This window comes from Vibrio sp. 10N.261.46.E11, from assembly GCF_041472735.1.
Lineage (GTDB): Bacteria > Pseudomonadota > Gammaproteobacteria > Enterobacterales > Vibrionaceae > Vibrio.
This window is the reverse complement of sequence record NZ_JBFRQW010000050.1, coordinates 70636-91117: the sequence shown is the minus strand read 5'-3', so window position 1 is coordinate 91117 and position 20482 is coordinate 70636. Positions and strand designations below refer to the sequence as shown.

The following is a 20482-nucleotide window of genomic DNA, read 5'->3' as shown; positions in this document are numbered from 1 at the left end:
CCTTCATTTGAATGGTTTTTGTTGGCTTGCTAGCTTTTTAAAATCAGTATTATTAAGGCTAGCCATAGCGATTTTCTGTAAGAGTTCGACGGCCTCAATTAGATCATATTTTTCTTTAATTGGTTTTAGTTCACTTTCTTCTCAGCTTGCTTTGCTTTTTCTATCATAGGAGTGATTGTTGATCCTTGAACTAAGATTGAGAACACTACTACTGCATAGGTCATAACAAGGATTATCTCTTTAACATCTATTGCCTTATCTTCTATTACCCAAATGCCTGAAGGTATTGAAAGAGCCATTGCTAGAGCTAGACCACCACGCAAGCCACCCCAAGTTAGAATCTTAATCGACCATGGGTTGTAAGTTCTAAAGCGTTTAAATCCGATGTAAGACAAGAAAACACTCAAGTAGCGTGCACTCAATACTAGAGGGACTGCGAATGCCATTAAGATCCAGTCTTCTTGGTGGAATTTGAATAGCAGCATCGACATACCAATTAATAGGAATAATACGCCGTTTAAGAATTCATCTATTAATTCCCAGAAATGATCTAGGTGATCTTCACTCTCTTTTGAGAATCCGATAAAGCGAGTCCAGTTACCAATCATGATACCTGATACCACCATTGCTAATGGTCCTGATACATGTAGAACTTCAGCAAACGCATAACCAGCAGTTGGGATACCGATGGTCAATAGCAACTCCATCGAGTGGTCATCGGTGTTGCTGATTAGGTAATGGAATATTAAACCTAGAACAAAGCCATAGACGATACCACCTATAGCCTCTTGGACGAATAACATGGTCACGCTACCTACAGTCGGTGCTTCTGTACCGAACGCAATAGTAAATAGGGTAACGAAGATCACTAGGCCAAAACCATCGTTGAATAGAGATTCTCCCTCGATTTGAGTAGAGATTCGTCTGGGAGCATCGAGCTTCTTCACTATTGCTAATACAGCTATTGGATCGGTTGGAGATATTAGAGAACCAAACAGTAAGCAATAAATTAGGTCAAATTGAATACCGACAAATTGACAGAACCCATAAAGTACAAAGCCAATAAAGAAGGTTGAAAACAGTGTAGCACCAAGAGCGAGTACTGTTATTTCCCACTTCTGGTCTTTTAGGTTTGGTAATTTAATCCCCAAACCACCGGCAAAGAGCAAGAACCCCAAGATTCCCTTAAGTAAGAAATCTTCAAAGTTGATACTGGCAACGGTTTCTGAGGCGATGTCAGCCAATTGGAACCAATTGTTTTGTCCCGCAATGATAATCAATAGAGATAACATCATTGAGCCAGCTGTGATGGCGATGGTTGTCTGCATTTTACCAATTTTGGTATTCACGAAAGCAATAAGCATGGCTGCAGCGGACAAGAAGCATAAGGTGTAATAGACCGACATTGGGATTCCAACATGTAACAAAGTATGAATATGAATTTTCGTTGTCTCATGCTCAAATAGCAAACATTTTTTTGTCATGAGTCGGTAATCAATTTCCTTTTTTAGACGTCTAGACTCCTTTTTAATGTGTGATAGGATGGAGGGATAATTAAAGGAATGAGGTTGTACCGTGGGAAGTAATGTAAGGCAAAAGATTGACGCTCTGTTGAAGCAACGAATTTTACTGATTGATGGTGGCATGGGCACCATGATTCAGGATTATAAATTGGAAGAGCAAGACTATCGTGGTGAACGCTTTGCTGATTGGCACAGTGACTTAAAGGGCAACAATGACCTTTTAGTTCTTACACAGCCTAAGCTTATCAAAGATATCCATTCAGAATACTTGGAAGCTGGGGCTGACATCCTCGAAACCAATACCTTTAACGCTACAACCATCGCTATGGCCGACTATGATATGGAAAGCCTTAGTGAAGAAATTAACTTTTCTGCTGCCAAGCTTGCTCGTGAAGCGGCTGATGAATGGACCGCAAAGACCCCAGAAAAGCCTCGCTTCGTCGCGGGTGTATTAGGTCCAACTAACCGAACTTGTTCTATCTCGCCTGATGTAAACGATCCAGGTTATCGAAATGTTAGCTTTGACGAGTTAGTTGAAGCTTATTCTGAGTCGACTCGCGCGCTTATTAAGGGCGGTTCAGACTTAATTCTTATCGAAACTATCTTCGATACGTTGAACGCGAAAGCGTGTGCTTTTGCGGTTGAATCCGTTTTCGAAGAAGTGGGCATTACTCTACCTGTTATGATCTCCGGTACCATTACTGATGCTTCAGGTCGTACGCTTTCAGGTCAGACGACAGAAGCATTCTACAACGCACTTCGTCATGTAAAACCTATCTCATTTGGATTGAACTGTGCATTAGGTCCTGATGAACTGCGAGAGTACGTTGGTGAGATGTCTCGCATCTCAGAATGTAACGTTTCCGCTCACCCTAATGCGGGCTTACCTAATGCATTTGGTGAGTATGACCTTTCTCCGGAAGATATGGCTGAACATGTTAAAGAGTGGGCTGAAAGTGGCTTCTTGAACCTAATTGGTGGGTGTTGTGGTACTACGCCAGAGCATATCCGTCAAATGGCTGTGGCCGTTGAAGGTGTAACGCCGCGTCAATTGCCAGACTTACCTGTTTCTTGTCGTCTTTCGGGACTAGAGCCACTGACGATAGCGAAAGAATCTTTGTTCGTGAATGTAGGTGAACGGACCAATGTTACCGGCTCTGCACGCTTTAAACGCCTTATCAAAGAAGAGCTCTACGACGAAGCCTTGAGTGTTGCTCGAGAGCAAGTTGAGAACGGTGCTCAAATTATCGATATCAATATGGATGAAGGGATGCTAGACGCTGAGGCGTGTATGGTTAAATTCCTTAATCTATGTGCTTCAGAACCAGAAATCTCGAAAGTGCCTGTTATGGTCGACTCTTCTAAGTGGGAAGTTATCGAAGCTGGTCTGAAATGTATTCAAGGCAAAGGTATCGTTAACTCAATCTCTCTAAAAGAAGGCAAAGAGAAGTTTGTTGAGCAAGCCAAATTAGTTCGTCGTTATGGTGCAGCTGTCATTGTGATGGCGTTCGATGAAGTCGGGCAGGCTGATACTCGAGAGCGTAAAGTCGAGATCTGTACCAATGCCTACAACATTCTTGTTGATGAAGTTGGCTTCCCACCTGAAGACATTATTTTTGACCCGAATATCTTCGCAGTTGCGACTGGTATTGATGAGCATAACAACTATGCGGTCGATTTCATTGAAGCAGTGGGAGATATCAAACGCGATCTCCCTCATGCGATGATCTCTGGTGGCGTGTCGAACGTGTCGTTCTCATTCCGTGGCAATAACTACGTTCGTGAGGCAATCCACGCAGTATTCCTATATCACTGTTTTAAAAATGGTATGGATATGGGCATCGTAAACGCCGGTCAGCTGGAAATTTACGATAATGTTCCAGAAGATCTGCGTGATGCTGTTGAAGATGTTGTACTAAACCGTCGTGATGATTCGACGGAACGTTTGCTTGAAATGGCGACCGAATACCTAGAGCGTGCTGTCGGTAAGGTTGAAGATAAATCTGCTCTAGAATGGAGAACTTGGCCTGTAGAGAAGCGCTTAGAGCACTCTTTGGTTAAAGGTATCACCGATTTTATCGTTGAAGATACCGAAGAAGCTCGCGTTAATGCCTCTCGCCCTATCGAGGTGATTGAAGGCCCTCTAATGGACGGCATGAACGTTGTCGGTGACCTATTTGGTGAAGGTAAGATGTTCTTACCACAGGTTGTAAAGTCTGCGCGTGTTATGAAACAGGCGGTTGCCCACCTAGAACCATTCATCAATGCATCCAAAGAAGTGGGCGCAACTAACGGTAAGATTCTATTAGCGACCGTTAAAGGTGACGTACACGATATCGGTAAGAATATCGTTGGCGTGGTTTTGCAATGTAACAACTACGAAATTATCGATCTCGGTGTAATGGTTTCTTGCGAAAAGATTCTGAAAGTCGCTAAAGAAGAGAACGTCGATATTATCGGTCTGTCTGGTTTGATCACGCCATCTCTTGATGAAATGGTACACGTTGCCAAAGAGATGGAAAGACAAGGTTTTAAGCTTCCTCTATTGATCGGCGGCGCAACTACATCTAAAGCGCACACTGCGGTCAAGATTGAACAAAATTATTCAGAACCTGTTGTATACGTAAATAATGCCTCGCGCGCTGTAGGTGTGTGTACTTCACTACTTTCTGATGAATTGAAGCCCGCTTTCGTTGAGAAGCTAGATATCGACTATGATCGCGTTCGAGACCAGCACAATCGTAAGAAGCCGCGCACTAAGCCTGTCACACTTGAAAGAGCTCGTGCCAATAAAGTCGCTATCGATTGGGATGCGTATACGCCACCGGCACCCGCTAAGCCGGGAGTTCACATCTTCAATGATTTTGATGTAGCTACTCTGCGTCAGTACATCGATTGGACTCCATTCTTTATGACATGGTCATTGGTTGGTAAGTACCCTGCGATCCTTGATCATGAAGAAGTGGGTGAAGAAGCAAAACGTTTATTCAAAGATGCCAATGATTTACTGGATCGCGTAGAGAAAGAGAAGCTGCTTGAAGCGCGTGGTATGTGTGCCATGTTCCCAGCGAACAGTGTTGGTGATGATATTGAAGTGTATACCGATGAGTCTCGTACTGAAGTTCTAAAGGTTCTACATAACCTTCGTCAACAAACCGAAAAGCCTAAAGGGTTTAACTATTGTCTGTCTGATTACATTGCGCCAAAAGAGAGCGGTAAAGCGGACTGGATTGGTGGTTTTGCGGTGACCGGCGGTATTGGTGAGCGAGAACTGGCTGATGAATACAAAGCGAAAGGTGATGACTACAACGCAATCATGATTCAAGCGGTTGCTGACCGATTGGCTGAAGCGTTCGCGGAGTATCTGCATAAAGAAGTGAGAAAGGACATTTGGGGTTACTCGCCAGATGAGGACTTGTCTAACGACGATTTGATTCGAGAGAAATACCAAGGTATCCGTCCTGCTCCTGGTTATCCTGCTTGTCCAGAGCACACAGAGAAAGGTACATTGTGGGAGTTGATGGACGTTGAGAAGGCCATCGATATGTCACTGACGTCTAGTTACGCGATGTGGCCAGGTGCTTCAGTATCAGGGATGTACTTCTCACACCCTGATGCTCGATACTTTGCGATAGCCCAGATTCAACAGGATCAAGTAGATAGCTATGCCGACCGTAAAGGCTGGGATATGTTGGAAGCTGAGAAGTGGTTAGGGCCAAATATCAACTAACTCTGGAATCAGTGAGTTGTTCGTAAAGCTAGAAAGAGAAAGGGTTGCTGAATCGCAACCCTTTTTGTATTTGTGATTTGGTTAACTCAACCCTATCTATTAATTGCCTTCTTATTCAAAAAGCTCTTGATGCAGTTTTTGAATTGCCAGTTTAGATACAGGTTCGTCCAACAAGAAGCACAGATTGTGTGGGCTTGCACCGTAGCAAATCATACGCAGGTTGAAGTCTTCAAGAGTGCCGAATACCTGCTTTGCATAGCCTTTGCTTTCGCTCATGTTGTTACCAATAAGCGCAACAAGGCATAGGTCGTGCTCAATATCGACAGAACACAGCTCTTCAAGCTCAAGACGAGCGGCTTCAGGTAACTCAGGAGCACCACCTGAAGTGTCTGTTTGATCCAGAGTGAGTGACACACTGATCTCTGAGGTGGTGATAAGATCGACCGAGATCTTATGTTTAGCAAGGATCTCGAATACCTTTGCCAAGAAGCCATAGGCATGAAACATGTTAGCGCTGCGGAGTGTAACCATAGTTTGGTTGCAGCGTAGGGCAAGCGCTCTAAATAGAGGGGAGCTTTCAACTTCTTGACGAATCCAAGTTCCACCGAGCTCTGGTGCTTTAGAAGAGCCGACAAATACTGGGATTTGGTGGCGCAGTGCAGGTACTAGAGTTGATGGGTGTAAGATCTTCGCACCAAAGTTTGCCATTTCCGATGCTTCACTAAAGCTGATCTCTGGGATAGGAGAAGCTTTAGGTGCAATACGAGGATCGGTAGTGTAGATCCCCGGAACATCCGTCCAAATTTCTAAGCCAATTGCTTGTACTGATTCGGCAATCAGTGCAGCCGAATAATCACTGCCCCCGCGACCTAAAGTCGTGGTGTTGCCTTCACTATCAGCGCCGATAAAACCTTGAGTAACGACAACTTGCTGTTGGCAAAGTGGCATAAGTTTCTCTTGCGCTAGAGCGGAAATATCTTTTAGTTGAGGTTCTGCTTTGCCGAAGTCATCATTAGTGCGCATCACTTCTCTGATATCAAAGCGAACTGCAGGTGTGCCTCGTTCACGAATGATCTGAGCCAAGATGTGTGTCGACATCAACTCGCCACATGCGACAAGGTGATCAGTCAGTTTGGTACTGGTTTGAAATGATGCCGCTTCTGCTGCGCTCGCAATGTCATCAAGAATGCTGTGAACTTCTTTTTCGATGCTGACTGAGTCTGCCAGTTGGCCAAGAATTGCGTTATGAATGTCCGCTAATTGAGCCATCAATTCCTGACGACGAGCTTTATCTTGAACGCCATTCGCAAGTTCAACGAGCAAATTGGTCACACCAGAACACGCAGAACTTATGACTAACTTGGTATTTGAGTTGTTTTCAATAATGGCAGCACAACGGCTCATTGCTTCAAAGTTGGCAACACTTGTACCACCAAACTTAGCGACATTAAAAGAACCAGCTACATTAGATGCACTCACGATATATCTCCCACGACTTCCTAAAATAAAATTACGGTTGGGTAATCCAACGTCCGATGTTTTTCGAAGAGAGTTTTAGAGCAAAAAGAGAGGAATTATTAGAATAGTAACCTCAGAAGCTCTTCACCATATAGAAATGGCGACAGTTGACGGGATTCAGCCCGCTCAACCGATAATAAAGGTCCTGCATCCTTTTATTATCTCGGCACTGCTCCCCATAAATGTTTTGTATTGGAAATGCGGTTCCACAAAACACCTGCCTGGGCAGTGCTCCTCTTCTGCTAGATAGCCATTTCATTGAACGCGTTTGCGCAAATAATGTCAATCACGTAACGTGAGATAATTGAAAAATAATTTTAACAATTATGTGACACTGGTTTGACCTCAATACTTATGGCTAATTGCTGAGGTAATCAATTTGCTTTAGGGTGGATTGTTGACAACATTAACGTAAGGTATGTACATGTCTAATTTAACACTCACTACTGCTATTGATAGTTTTTATCCGCCACACCGAACGTTAATGGGGCCGGGGCCTTCAGACATTTCTCCTCAAGTTTTACAGGCCTTAAGCCGCCCAACTATTGGTCACCTAGACCCGCTATTTATTACGATGATGGATGAGCTTAAACAGCTTCTCAAATACGCTTTTCAGACGGAAAACGAATTTACGATTGCTGTCTCTGCACCAGGCAGTGCAGGTATGGAAACCTGTTTTGTTAACCTGATTGAGCCTGGTGAAAAGGTGATTGTTTGTCGTAACGGTGTCTTCGGTGAGCGTATGCGAGAAAACGTGGTGCGCTGTGGTGGCGAAGCGATCCTTGTTGATGATGAGTGGGGCAAGCCCGTTTCAGTTGAAAAAGTAGAACAAGCACTATCGGACAACCCTGACGCTGTTGCGGTTGCTTTTGTGCATGCAGAGACATCAACCGGGGCGCTATCTGATGCTCAAGCTATCTCAGCTATCGCTCGTCAGTTTGATGCGTTAACGATTGTTGATGCAGTGACATCACTAGGTGGTGTGCCATTGCTGGTTGATGAGTGGCAGCTTGATGCGGTTTATTCTGGAAGCCAAAAGTGTTTGTCTTGTGTGCCGGGTCTATCTCCGGTGACTTTCTCTCAGCGTGCCGTTGATAAAATGAAATCGCGCCAGTCACCTGTGCAAAGTTGGTTCTTAGATCAAAGCCTAGTATTAGGTTATTGGAGCGGTGAAGGTAAGCGTAGTTATCACCATACTGCACCCGTAAATAGCCTCTATGCACTGCACGAGTCTCTCGTGCTATTGAAAAATGAAGGTCTAGATAATACTTGGTCTCGTCATCATGCGATGCATCAAGAGCTTAAAGATGGCGTAGAAGCACTAGGGTTAAAGTTTGTGGTTGATGAAGAGAGTCGCTTACCGCAGCTTAACGCACTTTATTTCCCTGAAGGAATTGATGAAGCTAAGATCAGAACGCAACTTTTAGAAGAGTATAATCTTGAAATTGGTGCAGGGCTGGGTTCTTTGGCTGGTAAGGCTTGGCGTATTGGTTTAATGGGTTATGGCGCTAGAAAAGAGAATGTCGCTTTGTGCTTAAAAGCGTTACAAGACGTTTTAAAATAACGCTAATAAATTGAAGTTTAAAAGAAAAGCGCACGAGAGAATGTGCGCTTTTTTGTGTCTAGGCTATAGGCTAAACGTCATTACAGCAAAATGACTCTAGATTCCTTGGCGTCATTTAGCTGAAGAAATGTTGTTTTCTGCTTCCGATATCTTCTTATACTGAACCTTGGAAAAGTCTCGATTTGGGAACAAGAAGCTCGCTTCACTGCGAATTTGTTCCGCCTTGCTGTGATCACCTAATCCTTGATACGCGAGAATCAGGTTACTGTAGAAAGTAGGCCTTGGCTTACTCTTTATGATCTCTAGCGACCAATCTATATAAGGTTGGATCAGGCTAGGATCGGCTTTGTAGAGGCCGATATTTAGATAGGTACTGTACACATCCCAATCATAGCGATCTTTCCAGACTACGGGGTTGGTTACTTGCTTAAGAATGTCTGGGTCTTTAGGCTTAGACAGCTCAAACTTAGTCAGGACATAGTTGGTATGCAGAGCGCTCAACATATAAAAACTGACCAAGATAGGTATTACTAAGCTCGATACTCGAAACAAGGTTTTACTGATGATACTGAACGGCTGTTGATAGTGTCGGGAAGAGCGTTGATCGACCCAGTAAATCAATATAATGAATGTTATCCAGTGAATCGCCGAGTGGTAAAAAGGATACTCAAGTTGAGAGTGCAAAAGGATTGGGATGAATAACGCGAGCAGGGCTAGACGCGTTCCCTTTGCAGAACTTGCTATGCGTGACATAACCAATATTGCAGCAATCAAGATTCCGATGATTGGTACTATGCCCCCTTCAACTCCCCAAAGCAGGAACTCATTGTGAGGGTGATCCATTGAAGGAAGGCCGGGATGATAGTTCGAGTTGAGTTGATGTTGGCGAGCCGTATACAAGGTGTACTCAGATTCAAATTTCCCGTAACCATAACCGGTAAATGGCTTTTCGATCATCATATCTAGAGCTTGTGGGAAGGTATAAGCTCGTGGGCTTTCTAGATTCACCTTCTTGCTAGCGATACTGTCTGTAGCACTGAGGTTAATAACCGTAAACGCAACAGCGATACCAGCCACTACTGATATACACCATCCGTAGAAGCGTTTCTTGGTCGAGAACTTGTATAGATAAGGCAGAATGCAGACAAACCCAATGACGGCAGCCAACCATCCGGTACGTGATACGATGATGATCAGCAGAGGTACGGTTAAGGCTGGTGTTAAATACAGTAGGAGTGACTCGCTGATCTTATGGTTATATTTAGCAGGCTGCCTTACCAAGAGATAAGCTGACAGCACAAAACCTGTAGCAAGAAAGCTTGCCATAACATTCGGTTGTTGGAATATCCCATATGGTCGGTTTGCAGCAGTGTTGTAGCCAAATAGGTTGCCAGGTTCTAATAGGAAATATTGCACATAGCCAAATAGTGCCTGTATGACAACAGCAAGCACAATGAACCACAAAATGCGCTGCTTGTGCTTATTGCTGAACTTAAATTGTTGCAGCACGACGAATAATGTAAAGCCCGCCCACAATCCAAGTAAGCGCCCTGATGCGGCTTGAGGAACTGCGTTGCTGTATAAAACCGGCAGTGTGAGTATGATGCAGCTTATCAACAAGCCAACGGTTAACTTTGAATATTTGAGTGTTCGGTTAGTGGCAAGCTGGTAGAAGCCAATCGCCAGCGTAAAGCTAAGAGCTAACCAAGTGGTTGGATTAAAGGATAAAGTGAGGCCAGAGCCTCCAGGGTTGGGCATGAAAAAATGCATGGCTAATAAGAATACAACAGCTAGAGAGGCAAGGAATGTCTTGTTAAGCGGAAGCTGAGTTCTCTGATTTTCTAGCTGGGTACCGCTAGTATGTATTGTTGCCATAAATCTCTAACCTTATAAAAACAGAGCTTGTTCCTTCTGAAACAAGCTCTGTTACTTTAACATTTTTCTGTCTGAACGCAGGGAGCTATTTTACACCTACTTCAAATTTAACATAGGCTTAAGGAAGCGAGCAGTGTGCGAACCTTCGACTAACGCCACATCTTCAGGAGTACCTTCTGCAACAATTTCACCGCCACCTTGGCCGCCTTCTGGGCCTAAATCTAAGATCCAGTCAGCCGTTTTAACTACGTCTAGGTTGTGCTCAATCACGACAACCGTATTGCCGTGATCACGTAATCTATGTAATACCGTTAATAGCTGCTGGATATCGTGGAAGTGAAGCCCTGTTGTTGGCTCGTCGAGAATGTATAGGGTTTTACCTGTATCTCGTTTCGATAGCTCACGTGCCAATTTAACACGTTGGGCTTCACCACCAGATAAGGTTGTCGCTGCTTGTCCGAGGCGAATGTAGGAAAGGCCAACATCCATTAAGGTTTGCAGCTTACGAGCAATTACTGGAACAGGGTTGAAGTACTCTCTTGCATCTTCCACTGTCATTTCTAGAACTTCGTCAATGGTTTTTCCTTTGTAGCGAACTTCTAGTGTTTCACGGTTATAGCGCTTGCCTTTACACACATCACACGGCACATACACATCCGGCAAGAAGTGCATCTCTACTTTGATTACGCCATCACCCTGACAAGCCTCACAACGACCACCACGAACGTTAAAGCTGAATCGACCTGGTTTATAACCACGAGCTCGTGACTCTTGTGTGCCTGCGAATAGTTCACGGATAGGAGTGAAGATTCCTGTATAGGTTGCAGGGTTCGATCTTGGTGTACGACCGATAGGGCTTTGATCTATGTCGATCACCTTATCAAAATGTTCTAATCCTTTAATCTTTTTGTGCTGTGCAGGAACAGCAGTCGTGGCCCCGTTTAATTGAGTGTGGGCGACTTTGAAGAAGGTGTCATTGATTAGTGTTGATTTACCTGAACCAGATACCCCAGTTATACAGCTGAATAAGCCAACTGGAATCGTCGCGGTCACATTCTTGAGGTTGTTCCCCGTCGCACCAACGATCTCTACAACCTTTTTCTTATCGATCGGCGTTCTCTCTTTTGGTACTGCAATTTCTTTTGCACCGCTTAGGTATTGTCCTGTCAAAGAGTTCGGGTTTTCGATGATGTCTTGCATGGTGCCTTCTGCAACCACGTGTCCACCATGCACGCCAGCGCCCGGACCGATATCGATAACATGGTCAGCACAACGGATAGCGTCTTCGTCATGTTCCACAACAAGCACCGTATTACCTAGATCTCTGAGGTGAACCAAAGTTTGCAGTAAACGTTCATTATCGCGCTGGTGGAGGCCAATCGATGGCTCATCCAAGACGTACATAACGCCAACCAAACCAGCACCGATTTGACTTGCTAGACGAATCCGTTGTGCCTCACCACCAGACAGAGTTTCAGCACTGCGTGATAGATTAAGGTAGTTCAAACCAACGTTGACTAGGAAATGTAGGCGGTCATTGATCTCTTTCATCACTTTATCAGCAATTTGTCCACGCTGACCGTCTAACTTCAATTCTTGGAAAAATTGCAGTGCGTCAGCAATACTGAGCTCAACGATTTCAGGCAGTGTTGTATCGCCGATAAATACATTTCGAGCTTCTAATCTTAGACGAGTACCATCGCAGCTTGAGCATGACTTCGTTGAGATGTATTTAGCAAGATCCTCTCGAACTGAGCTTGATTCCGTATCACGGTAACGGCGCTCTAGCGTATTTAAGATGCCTTCAAACGGATGACGCTTAACTCGAATATCTCCTCGGTCATTGATGTACTTGAATTCCACTTCAGTACGACCTGATCCTTTAAGAATGATCTCTTGAGTCTTTTTAGGCAGAGAATTAAGTGGCGCATACAAATCAAAACCATAATGTTCTGACAGCGATGTTAGCATCTGGAAATAGTAATAGTTCTTTTGATCCCAACCTTTGATCGCACCTTCTGCGATACTTAGGTTCTCATCCAAAATCACTCGGCTTGGGTCAAAATACTGCTGAACCCCAAGACCATCACAAGTACCGCATGCCCCAGCTGGGTTATTGAAAGAGAATAGGCGAGGCTCTAGTTCCTGCATGCTGTAGCCACACTTTGGACAAGCGAAGTTAGCAGAGAATACGATCTCTTCTTGGTCTGTTTCATCCATCCAACCGACGACAGCGATGCCGCCAGATAGCTCTAATGTGGTCTCGAATGACTCAGCTAAACGCTGTTGAAGATCAGGACGAACTTTGAATCTGTCTACCACAACTTCAATGGTATGCTTCTTATGAAGTTCAAGTGCTGGTGGATCGGATAGATCACAGGTTTCACCATCAATACGAGCTCGTATAAAACCTTGAGCCGCTAGGTTCTCAAGCGTTTTAACGTGCTCCCCTTTACGTTCTTTGACTATCGGAGCCAACAGCATCATCTTTGAACCAGCAGGCAGTTCTAAGACTTTATCGACCATTTGGCTGATGGTTTGTGCTGCAAGAGGGGTATTGTGATCAGGACAGCGCGGTTCACCGACACGAGCATAAAGCAGTCTTAGGTAATCATAGACCTCAGTGATGGTGCCAACAGTTGAACGAGGGTTGTGAGAAGTTGATTTCTGTTCGATGGAGATGGCTGGAGATAAACCTTCGATGTGGTCGACATCAGGCTTTTCCATGAGAGATAGAAATTGACGAGCATAGGCCGACAAAGACTCAACATAACGACGTTGACCTTCTGCGTAGAGGGTATCAAACGCAAGTGACGACTTTCCTGAACCTGATAATCCAGTGATAACCGTCAGCTTATCACGAGGTATGGTTAGGTTAATGTCTTTGAGGTTATGCGTACGAGCGCCTCTAATTTCTATTTTATCCATCTCAACAGACCATGTAATTTTAAGTGGCTAAAGTATTACATAGAGTGAGATTTGTGCAAAGTTTTACTGGATAAAAAAACAGTAAACAAAAAAGGGCGACTCTTTTGAGTCACCCTTGGAATCATTTAATGTGCTGTTAACCAACCGCTAATGGCTATTAATTAAATAGCTAAATAGCTAAATAGCTAAATAGTTAAACCGATCAATAGCTAAACAGTGGGTGAGCCAAAATTAGCGATTAAGCTTCTTTTGTTGTTGAGTGCTTACCTAGTTCGATTTGCTTTTGGTCTTTTTTGTATAGATTTTCAAAACAGTAGTTTGTTGCTTCGATATAACCTTCAACACTACCGCAATCAAAACGTTGGCCTTTAAATTTGTAAGCCAACACACAGCCTGCTTTTGCTTGTTTTAGCAATGCATCAGTGATTTGGATTTCGCCGCCTTTGCCTGGTTCAGTCTGCTCGATAAGCTCAAAGATATCTGGAGTCAGGATATAACGGCCAATGATCGCTAGGTTGCTTGGAGCAGTACCTGGTTCTGGTTTTTCTACCATGTCATCGACACGGAACAGATCATCTTTGATCATCTCGCCAGAGATAACACCGTATTTGTGAGTCTCTTCTTCAGGAACTTCTTGTACAGCCACAATTGAACAGCGGAATTGCTTGTATAAAGCAACCATTTGAGCCAGTACACCTTGCTGTTCGTTCACACAAAGGTCATCAGCAAGCACAACCGCGAACGGTTCATCACCCACAAGCTCACGCCCCGTCAAGATAGCATGACCTAGACCTTTCATTTCGCGTTGACGAATGTAGGTGAAGTTTGCTGCTTCAATCGTCTCACGAATATTGATTAGCAAGTCTTCTTTATTGGTACCGCTAATTTGGTGCTCAAGCTCGTAGTTCTTATCAAAGTGATCCATCAATGAGTGCTTACCACGGCCAGTAACAATACACATACCATCCATACCTGCTTCGATGGCTTCTTCAACGCCGTATTCAATCAGAGGTTTGTTCACAACAGGCATCATTTCTTTCGGCATTGACTTCGTTGCTGGTAGGAAGCGTGTACCGTAGCCAGCTGCCGGGAAAAGGCACTTTTTGATCATGATAAGACCCTTTATCTATAATAATTATTGATTCAACTGATTTGTTGATATTTCTGAGGGCAACTCTAGCATATGTTGTGTCGAAAATTCAGCAACAATACCTATGATTACTCGAGCTTCCCTCATAATTATTGTCAGATTAGAGGTGGAGCGGTTATGCAAGCAAGTTTTGGTTTGCCCATGCAATAGCTTGGACTCTATTTTTCACCGCTAACTTACGGAATATTTGATAGAGGTGGGATTTGACCGTGAATTCGCTAATGAAAAGGTCATCGGCTATTTGAGTATTTGATGATCCTGATTGAAGGCAGCGAATGACTTGGATTTCACGAATAGTTAAATCAACATTGGTTGGGGTCGTATTGGTATTGACCATATTACGATAATAAAATAGAAGCTGATTAGTCACCTTCCTTGGTAACCAATTATCACCATCGATCACTTCTTGAAGACCACGAGCAATCTTGTCCTTTTGATCTGTATTGTAAAACAGTCCTTTTAACACCCCGTAGGTCAGCAGCTCAGAGGTAGGAAGCTGTAGAGGAACATTGAATAAGATGATCTCATGATTCTTCCACATCACGGTCAGGTTAGGACAAATAGCCAGTAGCTGTTTTACCTCTTTGTAATCAACGAGCAGGATACGATTGCTCTGTTTCCTATCAACTAGCATCAATTCACCTGGTGTCATTTTGTAGAGAATTATGGATAAGTGTTTTTCTATCTCTTTAACATGTAGGTAGGTGTCGTTCGGGTCGATGCACAGAAAGTGTAAAGTGCGAGCGTATCGAGATTTTCTCATAGAAACGTCCTGTTTATATTTAATGAGATTTCACGTTGCCATGCACACTTTGACTTCTCTAGCGCTCTCATTATGAATTGCGTTGAATATCAATTCAAAAAGTAAATGAGTGGTTTGTAAGTGGAGAAAAAAGCAACATCGCTCTGAATATCATGATTTGTTACGTTTTTAATCTTTGTCGTGAGGAGAGAATAGGAATGCGATTTATCACTGAATAAAAGCATGCTATTCTTGTGCGCTAAAATTTCCAGAGACTATGAATTTAGACGGAGCAAATCATGGCTAGCCGTGGAGTTAACAAAGTTATATTAGTGGGTAACCTAGGTAATGACCCTGAAATTCGTTACATGCCAAATGGCGGCGCAGTAGCGAACATTACCATTGCAACGTCAGAGTCATGGCGTGATAAAGCAACTGGCGAACAGCGTGAAAAAACAGAATGGCACCGTGTTGCTCTGTTTGGAAAGCTGGCGGAAGTTGCTGGTGAGTACCTACGTAAAGGTTCTCAAGTTTACATTGAAGGTCAACTTCAAACTCGTAAATGGCAAGATCAAAGCGGTCAAGACCGCTACACTACAGAAGTTGTTGTTCAAGGCTTCAATGGTGTAATGCAAATGCTTGGCGGCCGTGCTCAAGGCGGTGCTCCTGCTCAAGGTGGTATGAGTAACAACCAACAGCAAGGTAGTTGGGGTCAGCCACAGCAGCCACAACAACAGCAGCAACAATACAGTGCGCCAGCTCAACAGCAGCCGAAAGCACCTCAACAAGCTCCTCAGCAGGCTCAACCTCAATATAATGAGCCGCCGATGGATTTTGATGATGACATCCCATTTTAAGCACTGTTTTTAATATATTATAAAAACAGTATTAAATTGGAAGAAGCCGCGTTCATCGCGGCTTTTTGTTACCTACAATTCTTAACGCTTTATTTACAACGTCAATTTATAGTATAAGTAGCAATACGGTATAATGTGAGTTGAAAAGGATTTCGTTATTCATGAGATATACCCCGACACTAAAATTGAGCACTCGATTGGTCGCATTTGTCACCGTGATAGTGATCAGTGCGATGTTCATTCTTTTTATTGGTGGCACACTCTCCTTTAAGCGTATTGGACAGGAATATTTAGACCATTATTTGGTTGGTATTGTCGACGTCGTAGATAAAGAGATGGAAGATCCAGATGCTGCGTATTCAATGCAACGTTGGATGCCTAAGATGTTGCAGGCAAGCAATATCGTTGAGATGAAGCTTTCAAACAAGACCGGTATCGTTTACAGATTTAAAGATACCTCCCCACAAATTGATCCAAATCGCCTCTATGAAAGAAGTTTCATTTTAGACCGAAATGAAGGCTATCAAATCGAATTTAAAGCACTCCCTCCTTATATTGGTTACAACTATTCGATTGAAGCTATGTGGTCGATTACTTTGGCGGTGGCATTGATCCTTTTCTGTTTGGCTCGTGGTGTTCGTTGGTTAAAAGAACAGTTAATGGGATCAGAGATTTTGGAAGAGCGAGGGAGAATGATCCTTGCTGGGCAGGTAGAGGCTCATTCAAAAGGGGACGAGCGAGAATGGCCATATACGGCAAGTGAAGCGCTTGATGTACTGATTGAAGAGTTGAAAGATGCACGCCAAGAGCGAAGTCGCTTTGATACTTTTATTCGCACCCATACTTTTCTAGATAAGCTCACTGGTACAGCCAACCGAGTACTATTTGATAACAAACTTGAATCGGCACTGCATGAAAGTGGCGCTCGTGGAGGCGTTTTACTGATACGTATCGACGAGTGGGAGCAAGTTCGAGATGCCAATGACAAGCAGATCACCGACGGATTTATTATTGAAGTTGGTGAAGTATTGTCGAATATTGTTCAGCGTTATCCCGACGTCATTTTTTCTCGCTATTACGAAGCAGACTTTGCCGTGTTTATTCCACATCAAGGAACAAAGGATATTGCGACGTTGGCAGCTCAATGTTTAAGGCAATTAGATAAATTGACTCCGCCGGACCCTTTGGAATCAGATAACTGGTGCCATATTGGCGTGACCATGTATACCGAAGGTGAACGTCATAGCCAAATTATGGATGAAACGGAAACCGCGTTAAAGAGCGCTCAGTTAGAGCGTATTAATAACTGGAGCCGTTACCCAAAAGAAAATAAAAGTGAGATAGACAGAGGCAGTGTTCGCTGGAGAACATTACTTGATAAAGCCCTGCTACCTGAAAATTTAGTAATCTTTGCTCAGCGGTGTTATCTTATGCCGGATTCAGGTCAAGCCAATGAATTGCATAAAGAAATATTTATTAGAATTCAAGATCCAGACAAAGGTTTATTGAAATCATCTCGCTTTATGTCTGCGGTAGAACAAGTCGGTTATCAAGCTCAAATGGATCAATCGGTTTTGAAGGTTTTGTTTAAGTCGCTGAAAGTATCAACACAGCCTGTCAATTATTCTGTGAACTTGAGTGTCACTCCGTTTGCAAATAAATCACATTTTAAATGGTTCAGAAGTGAGTTGTTACAGCTGTCTGCTCAGCATCGTTCTCAGCTTGCTTTTGAGTTTTCAGAAGGCCATCTAATTACTCACCTTGATTATATGCGACCAGTGGCGAAGATGTTACGAGGGTTAGGGTGTAAAGTGGTGGTTGGCCAAGCTGGGCGAACCATTGTTAGCACTCATTATATAAAGGATTTGAAGGTTAACTATATTAAGCTTCATCGAAGTTTGGTAAAGAAAATCGATCAAAGGCATGAAAACCAACTGTTTGTTCGAAGTCTGATTGGAGCATGCGGTGATTCTCCAACTGAAGTGATCGCGGTCGGAGTTGAGACAAAACAAGAAAAGAATACCTTGATAGAGTTAGGTATTAACGGTTATCAAGGGAGATATTTCGACGAAGAACAACAAATAATTCCCTTGCCTATTCTAGGGGAGAAGACAGTGAAAGCTGAATCCGTTGTAAAAGTCGGTCGAAGAAATCGATGGCGTAAGAGTAATAGTTAAGCATGAATTTTAAAGCGATTTTAGACAAAATAAAGCCAACGAATAATAACGGTAGTTCTCAAGTTGTCCTTTTGGGCAATGATACCGTTTATATTTCATCGGCTGAGTCAGAACCTCAAGTCACCAGTTTTCCTGTGGTTAACGGTGACTGGGAAAGTGCGCTGAAAAAATTGTTGAGCAGTGAGTCGCTTACTAGTGATAGCCTTCAACTAATTGTTTGTGCGAACTACTACCAAACTTATCAAATTGATAAACCGGACATTCCACAGAGTGAATGGTCGGTTGCACTGCCTTTTCTATTGAAAGATCTGATCTCTGAAAGGGTGGCTGATATTACAGCGAGTGCGGTAGCGCTACCGACCTCGAATAAGCTACAAGTGTATGTTTTTCCTAAAAAGCTATTGGACAAACTTGTAAGCATTACTAATTCAGCACAAGTTGAGCTTAAAGGTATTGCTCCCGAAGATGAAGTTTGGGGCTACAGTGCTGGTGAGCTCTCTAATTTCATTCTTTTACAACGCAGCCCCAACTCACATTTTAAGCTTGGTGCATTTGTTGAAAACACTGTTTGCTTCCAAAGAACAATCCGTAGTGTTGTCCCCCCCTTAACTGGTGCCGCATCAAGTGCATTACAGTTGGACGGCTTGGCTTTAGAGCTCCAACGATCGATTGATTACCTTTCTTCTCAAATTAAAGGCACCCAACTTCATCAGTTAAAAATCTGCTGTGATGAGGAAGATGAAGCTGAATTGCAGAGTGTGTTAAATAGCACATTGAGTTCGACCGTTTCTTTGCTTGTTGAAGGTGAACGCGAAAATTCAGAGAAATGGTTAGTTACGCTCGCGGCTGAAAAGAATATTTTTAACGTTAATCTCTACCCTGAGCACCTTAAGCCTAAAAAAGAGTATTTCACTCTAGTAAATGTGGTCATGGTTTGGGGGCTTGTGTGTACCTTGTTGCTTGGCAGTTATGGTGTCATGCAGTATCAAGCATTGAGTTTGGATGAAGAGCTAGCAGCTTTACAATATGACTTGAACCAGCTTAACCAAGAAGTGAACCAATTAAACAGTCAGTTAATTCAACATAAACCATCTCCGAATAAGGTAGCTGCGGTTGCTCGTCTCACTAGTGAGATACAAGCTAATAAAGAGGCGTTGAAGGCGGTCAGTCAATTCGATGAATCTCAGCAAGTCGGGTATTCTGGCATCATGAACTCCTTCGCTCAATTAGGCCGAAATGACATCTCGCTTTCGCACATATACATGACTCACGATACCTTAGAGCTTAATGGTTTTGCCCGTGATGCAAGTGTAGTTCCAAACTGGGTTGGTCAATTTAAGAATGAACTTAATTTAGTCGGACGCACCTTTGAAAAGATAAAGATAGGTCGTAATGAGCAAGATGTGGTGACGTTTGAGTTAAGTACTCATAGGGAGAGTGAATAATGCAACTGTGGAATCAGCTTAGCGATAAGTTTCTTGCGTTAAGCCTGAGAGAGAAATGGCTACTTTTCGTGTGTGGTCTAGTGGGCTTATCCATGCTTGTATTTACCTTATTGATTGAACCTGCCTATCTTGATGTACAAGAAAAGAATGTGAAGTCGATGAGCCTTACGCAGTCAAATCAGAAACAACAAGGTGAATTACTTGTTCTACAAGCCAAGTTGAACAAAGACCCAGATAAAGAAATTGATCTTGAGTTAAAAAAACTATTGGTTGAGAGTCAAGAGCTATCACTTGAGCTCGCTGAAATCGTTGATAGGTTGGTTACGCCTTCTCAAATGGCACAGTTATTAGAGAGCGTTCTTAATGCAGGTAATGGACTTAAGCTTGAGTCTTTAGAATCGTTACAACCAGAAGCTATTTCGGACAATCAAGAGAACAGTGACAATTCAAAGTACTTTCTCCATCCTGTTAGAATGGAGTTGACGGGTAGCTACTTCGATATTTCAATTTATCTTCAAGCACTTGAGTCACTTCCTGTGAGCTATTATTGGCGCACGTTTGAGTATTCAGTAGAAGAATATCCCAAAGCTCGACTTGTGTTCGAGGTTTACACCCTAGGTACCAGACAGGAGTTTATCGGTGGTTAGAACTCTAGTGTTATCTTTACTGTTTGGTAGTTCAGTGGTATGGGCAAAACAAGACCCAACTGCGCCATTAGGTTGGCTTTCGCCCCAACAGAAATCAGCATCAGCTAAAAAGGCGCCAGTTCAATATCGTTTACCGTCTCTAGAGAGCATTGTTTGCAAGGGCGATACACCTTGCTATGCGATTATGAATGGTCAGATTCTCGAACAAGGAGAAACGATCAGAGGGTACCGAGTTAAGAACATAGATCCAGAGTACGTCACTCTGCAGAGAAGCTCTAAGCAGTGGAAATTAGAGATGTTCTCTTTAGATGTTAAGAATAATTAAG

The 20482-nt window shown here is 43.2% G+C and carries 13 protein-coding genes and 1 riboswitch; of the genes, 7 read left to right on the top strand and 6 right to left on the bottom strand.

All coding sequences use genetic code 11. The features are described from left to right. Positions 1 to 125: 125 nt before the first annotated feature. Positions 126 to 1406, bottom strand: coding sequence for a cation:proton antiporter (locus AB4407_RS16230; RefSeq protein WP_372121291.1), 1281 nt, complete (start codon positions 1404 to 1406; stop codon positions 126 to 128). 169 nt (positions 1407 to 1575) lie between these two features. Here AB4407_RS16230 and metH point away from each other — a divergent pair, with 169 nt between their 5' ends. Further along, positions 1576 to 5253 carry a methionine synthase gene (gene metH / locus AB4407_RS16225; protein ID WP_372121290.1) on the top strand — a complete coding sequence of 1226 codons (3678 nt, stop codon included), beginning with the start codon at positions 1576 to 1578 and terminating at the stop codon, positions 5251 to 5253. A gap of 111 nt (positions 5254 to 5364) precedes the next feature. Here the strand turns inward: metH and lysC are convergent, their stop codons facing one another. Continuing rightward, the gene (lysC, locus tag AB4407_RS16220; protein ID WP_372121289.1) at positions 5365 to 6732 is read right to left on the bottom strand and encodes a lysine-sensitive aspartokinase 3; all 1368 of its coding nucleotides are present in this window, start codon (positions 6730 to 6732) and stop codon (positions 5365 to 5367) included. A 108-nt stretch (positions 6733 to 6840) separates the two neighbouring features. Further along, positions 6841 to 7018: riboswitch (Lysine riboswitch) on the bottom strand. Between the two features lie 177 nt (positions 7019 to 7195). Here lysC and AB4407_RS16215 point away from each other — a divergent pair. Beyond that, positions 7196 to 8335: an alanine--glyoxylate aminotransferase family protein gene (locus AB4407_RS16215; RefSeq protein ID WP_372121288.1), complete on the top strand. Its 1140-nt coding sequence runs from the start codon at positions 7196 to 7198 to the stop codon at positions 8333 to 8335. Positions 8336 to 8446: 111 nt separating this feature from the next. Here AB4407_RS16215 and AB4407_RS16210 read toward each other — a convergent pair whose 3' ends face one another. The 4 genes from AB4407_RS16210 to AB4407_RS16195 all read right to left on the bottom strand — a co-directional run bounded on the left by AB4407_RS16210 (position 8447) and on the right by AB4407_RS16195 (position 15051). Continuing rightward, positions 8447 to 10210: a PglL family O-oligosaccharyltransferase gene (locus AB4407_RS16210; protein WP_372121287.1), complete on the bottom strand. Its 1764-nt coding sequence runs from the start codon at positions 10208 to 10210 to the stop codon at positions 8447 to 8449. Between the two features lie 96 nt (positions 10211 to 10306). Continuing rightward, positions 10307 to 13138 (bottom strand): excinuclease ABC subunit UvrA, encoded by a 2832-nt coding sequence (gene uvrA / locus AB4407_RS16205; RefSeq protein WP_372121286.1) that lies wholly within the window; start codon positions 13136 to 13138, stop codon positions 10307 to 10309. 238 nt (positions 13139 to 13376) lie between these two features. Next, a complete protein-coding gene (gene galU / locus AB4407_RS16200; RefSeq protein ID WP_372121285.1) occupies positions 13377 to 14249 on the bottom strand; it encodes a UTP--glucose-1-phosphate uridylyltransferase GalU in 873 nt (290 codons plus the stop codon). 154 nt (positions 14250 to 14403) lie between these two features. Further along, complete coding sequence (locus AB4407_RS16195) at positions 14404 to 15051, bottom strand: LuxR C-terminal-related transcriptional regulator (protein WP_139685670.1); 648 nt, start codon at positions 15049 to 15051, stop codon at positions 14404 to 14406. A gap of 278 nt (positions 15052 to 15329) precedes the next feature. Between AB4407_RS16195 and AB4407_RS16190 the strand changes: the two genes are divergently transcribed. The 5 genes from AB4407_RS16190 to AB4407_RS16170 all read left to right on the top strand — a co-directional run bounded on the left by AB4407_RS16190 (position 15330) and on the right by AB4407_RS16170 (position 20481). After that, entirely contained in the window at positions 15330 to 15887 is a 558-nt protein-coding gene (locus tag AB4407_RS16190; protein ID WP_372121284.1) for a single-stranded DNA-binding protein, read from the top strand. 161 nt (positions 15888 to 16048) lie between these two features. Beyond that, positions 16049 to 18064 (top strand): RNase E specificity factor CsrD, encoded by a 2016-nt coding sequence (gene csrD, locus AB4407_RS16185; RefSeq protein WP_372121283.1) that lies wholly within the window; start codon positions 16049 to 16051, stop codon positions 18062 to 18064. Between the two features lie 2 nt (positions 18065 to 18066). Further along, on the top strand, positions 18067 to 19509 hold the full coding sequence (locus AB4407_RS16180) for an MSHA biogenesis protein MshI (protein WP_372121282.1): 1443 nt from the start codon (positions 18067 to 18069) through the stop codon (positions 19507 to 19509). Then, positions 19509 to 20156: a type 4a pilus biogenesis protein PilO gene (gene pilO / locus AB4407_RS16175; RefSeq protein WP_372121281.1), complete on the top strand. Its 648-nt coding sequence runs from the start codon at positions 19509 to 19511 to the stop codon at positions 20154 to 20156. The genes AB4407_RS16180 and pilO overlap by 1 nt, the downstream gene beginning before the upstream one ends. Next, positions 20149 to 20481, top strand: a complete 333-nt coding sequence (locus tag AB4407_RS16170) for an MSHA biogenesis protein MshK (protein ID WP_372121280.1) — start codon at positions 20149 to 20151, stop codon at positions 20479 to 20481. Before pilO ends, AB4407_RS16170 begins: the two co-directional genes overlap by 8 nt. Position 20482 lies beyond the last annotated feature (1 nt).

Bases quoted from the DNA above. Each gene is read 5' to 3' on its own strand.
- AB4407_RS16230 (WP_372121291.1), bottom strand. From the start codon at position 1,406: ATGTCGGTCTATTACACCTTATGCTTCTTGTCCGCTGCAGCCATGCTT.
- AB4407_RS16215 (WP_372121288.1), top strand. From the start codon at position 7,196: ATGTCTAATTTAACACTCACTACTGCTATTGATAGTTTTTATCCGCCA.
- AB4407_RS16210 (WP_372121287.1), bottom strand. From the start codon at position 10,210: ATGGCAACAATACATACTAGCGGTACCCAGCTAGAAAATCAGAGAACT.
- uvrA (WP_372121286.1), bottom strand. From the start codon at position 13,138: ATGGATAAAATAGAAATTAGAGGCGCTCGTACGCATAACCTCAAAGAC.
- galU (WP_372121285.1), bottom strand. From the start codon at position 14,249: ATGATCAAAAAGTGCCTTTTCCCGGCAGCTGGCTACGGTACACGCTTC.
- AB4407_RS16195 (WP_139685670.1), bottom strand. From the start codon at position 15,051: ATGAGAAAATCTCGATACGCTCGCACTTTACACTTTCTGTGCATCGAC.
- AB4407_RS16190 (WP_372121284.1), top strand. From the start codon at position 15,330: ATGGCTAGCCGTGGAGTTAACAAAGTTATATTAGTGGGTAACCTAGGT.
- csrD (WP_372121283.1), top strand. From the start codon at position 16,049: ATGAGATATACCCCGACACTAAAATTGAGCACTCGATTGGTCGCATTT.
- AB4407_RS16180 (WP_372121282.1), top strand. From the start codon at position 18,067: ATGAATTTTAAAGCGATTTTAGACAAAATAAAGCCAACGAATAATAAC.
- pilO (WP_372121281.1), top strand. From the start codon at position 19,509: ATGCAACTGTGGAATCAGCTTAGCGATAAGTTTCTTGCGTTAAGCCTG.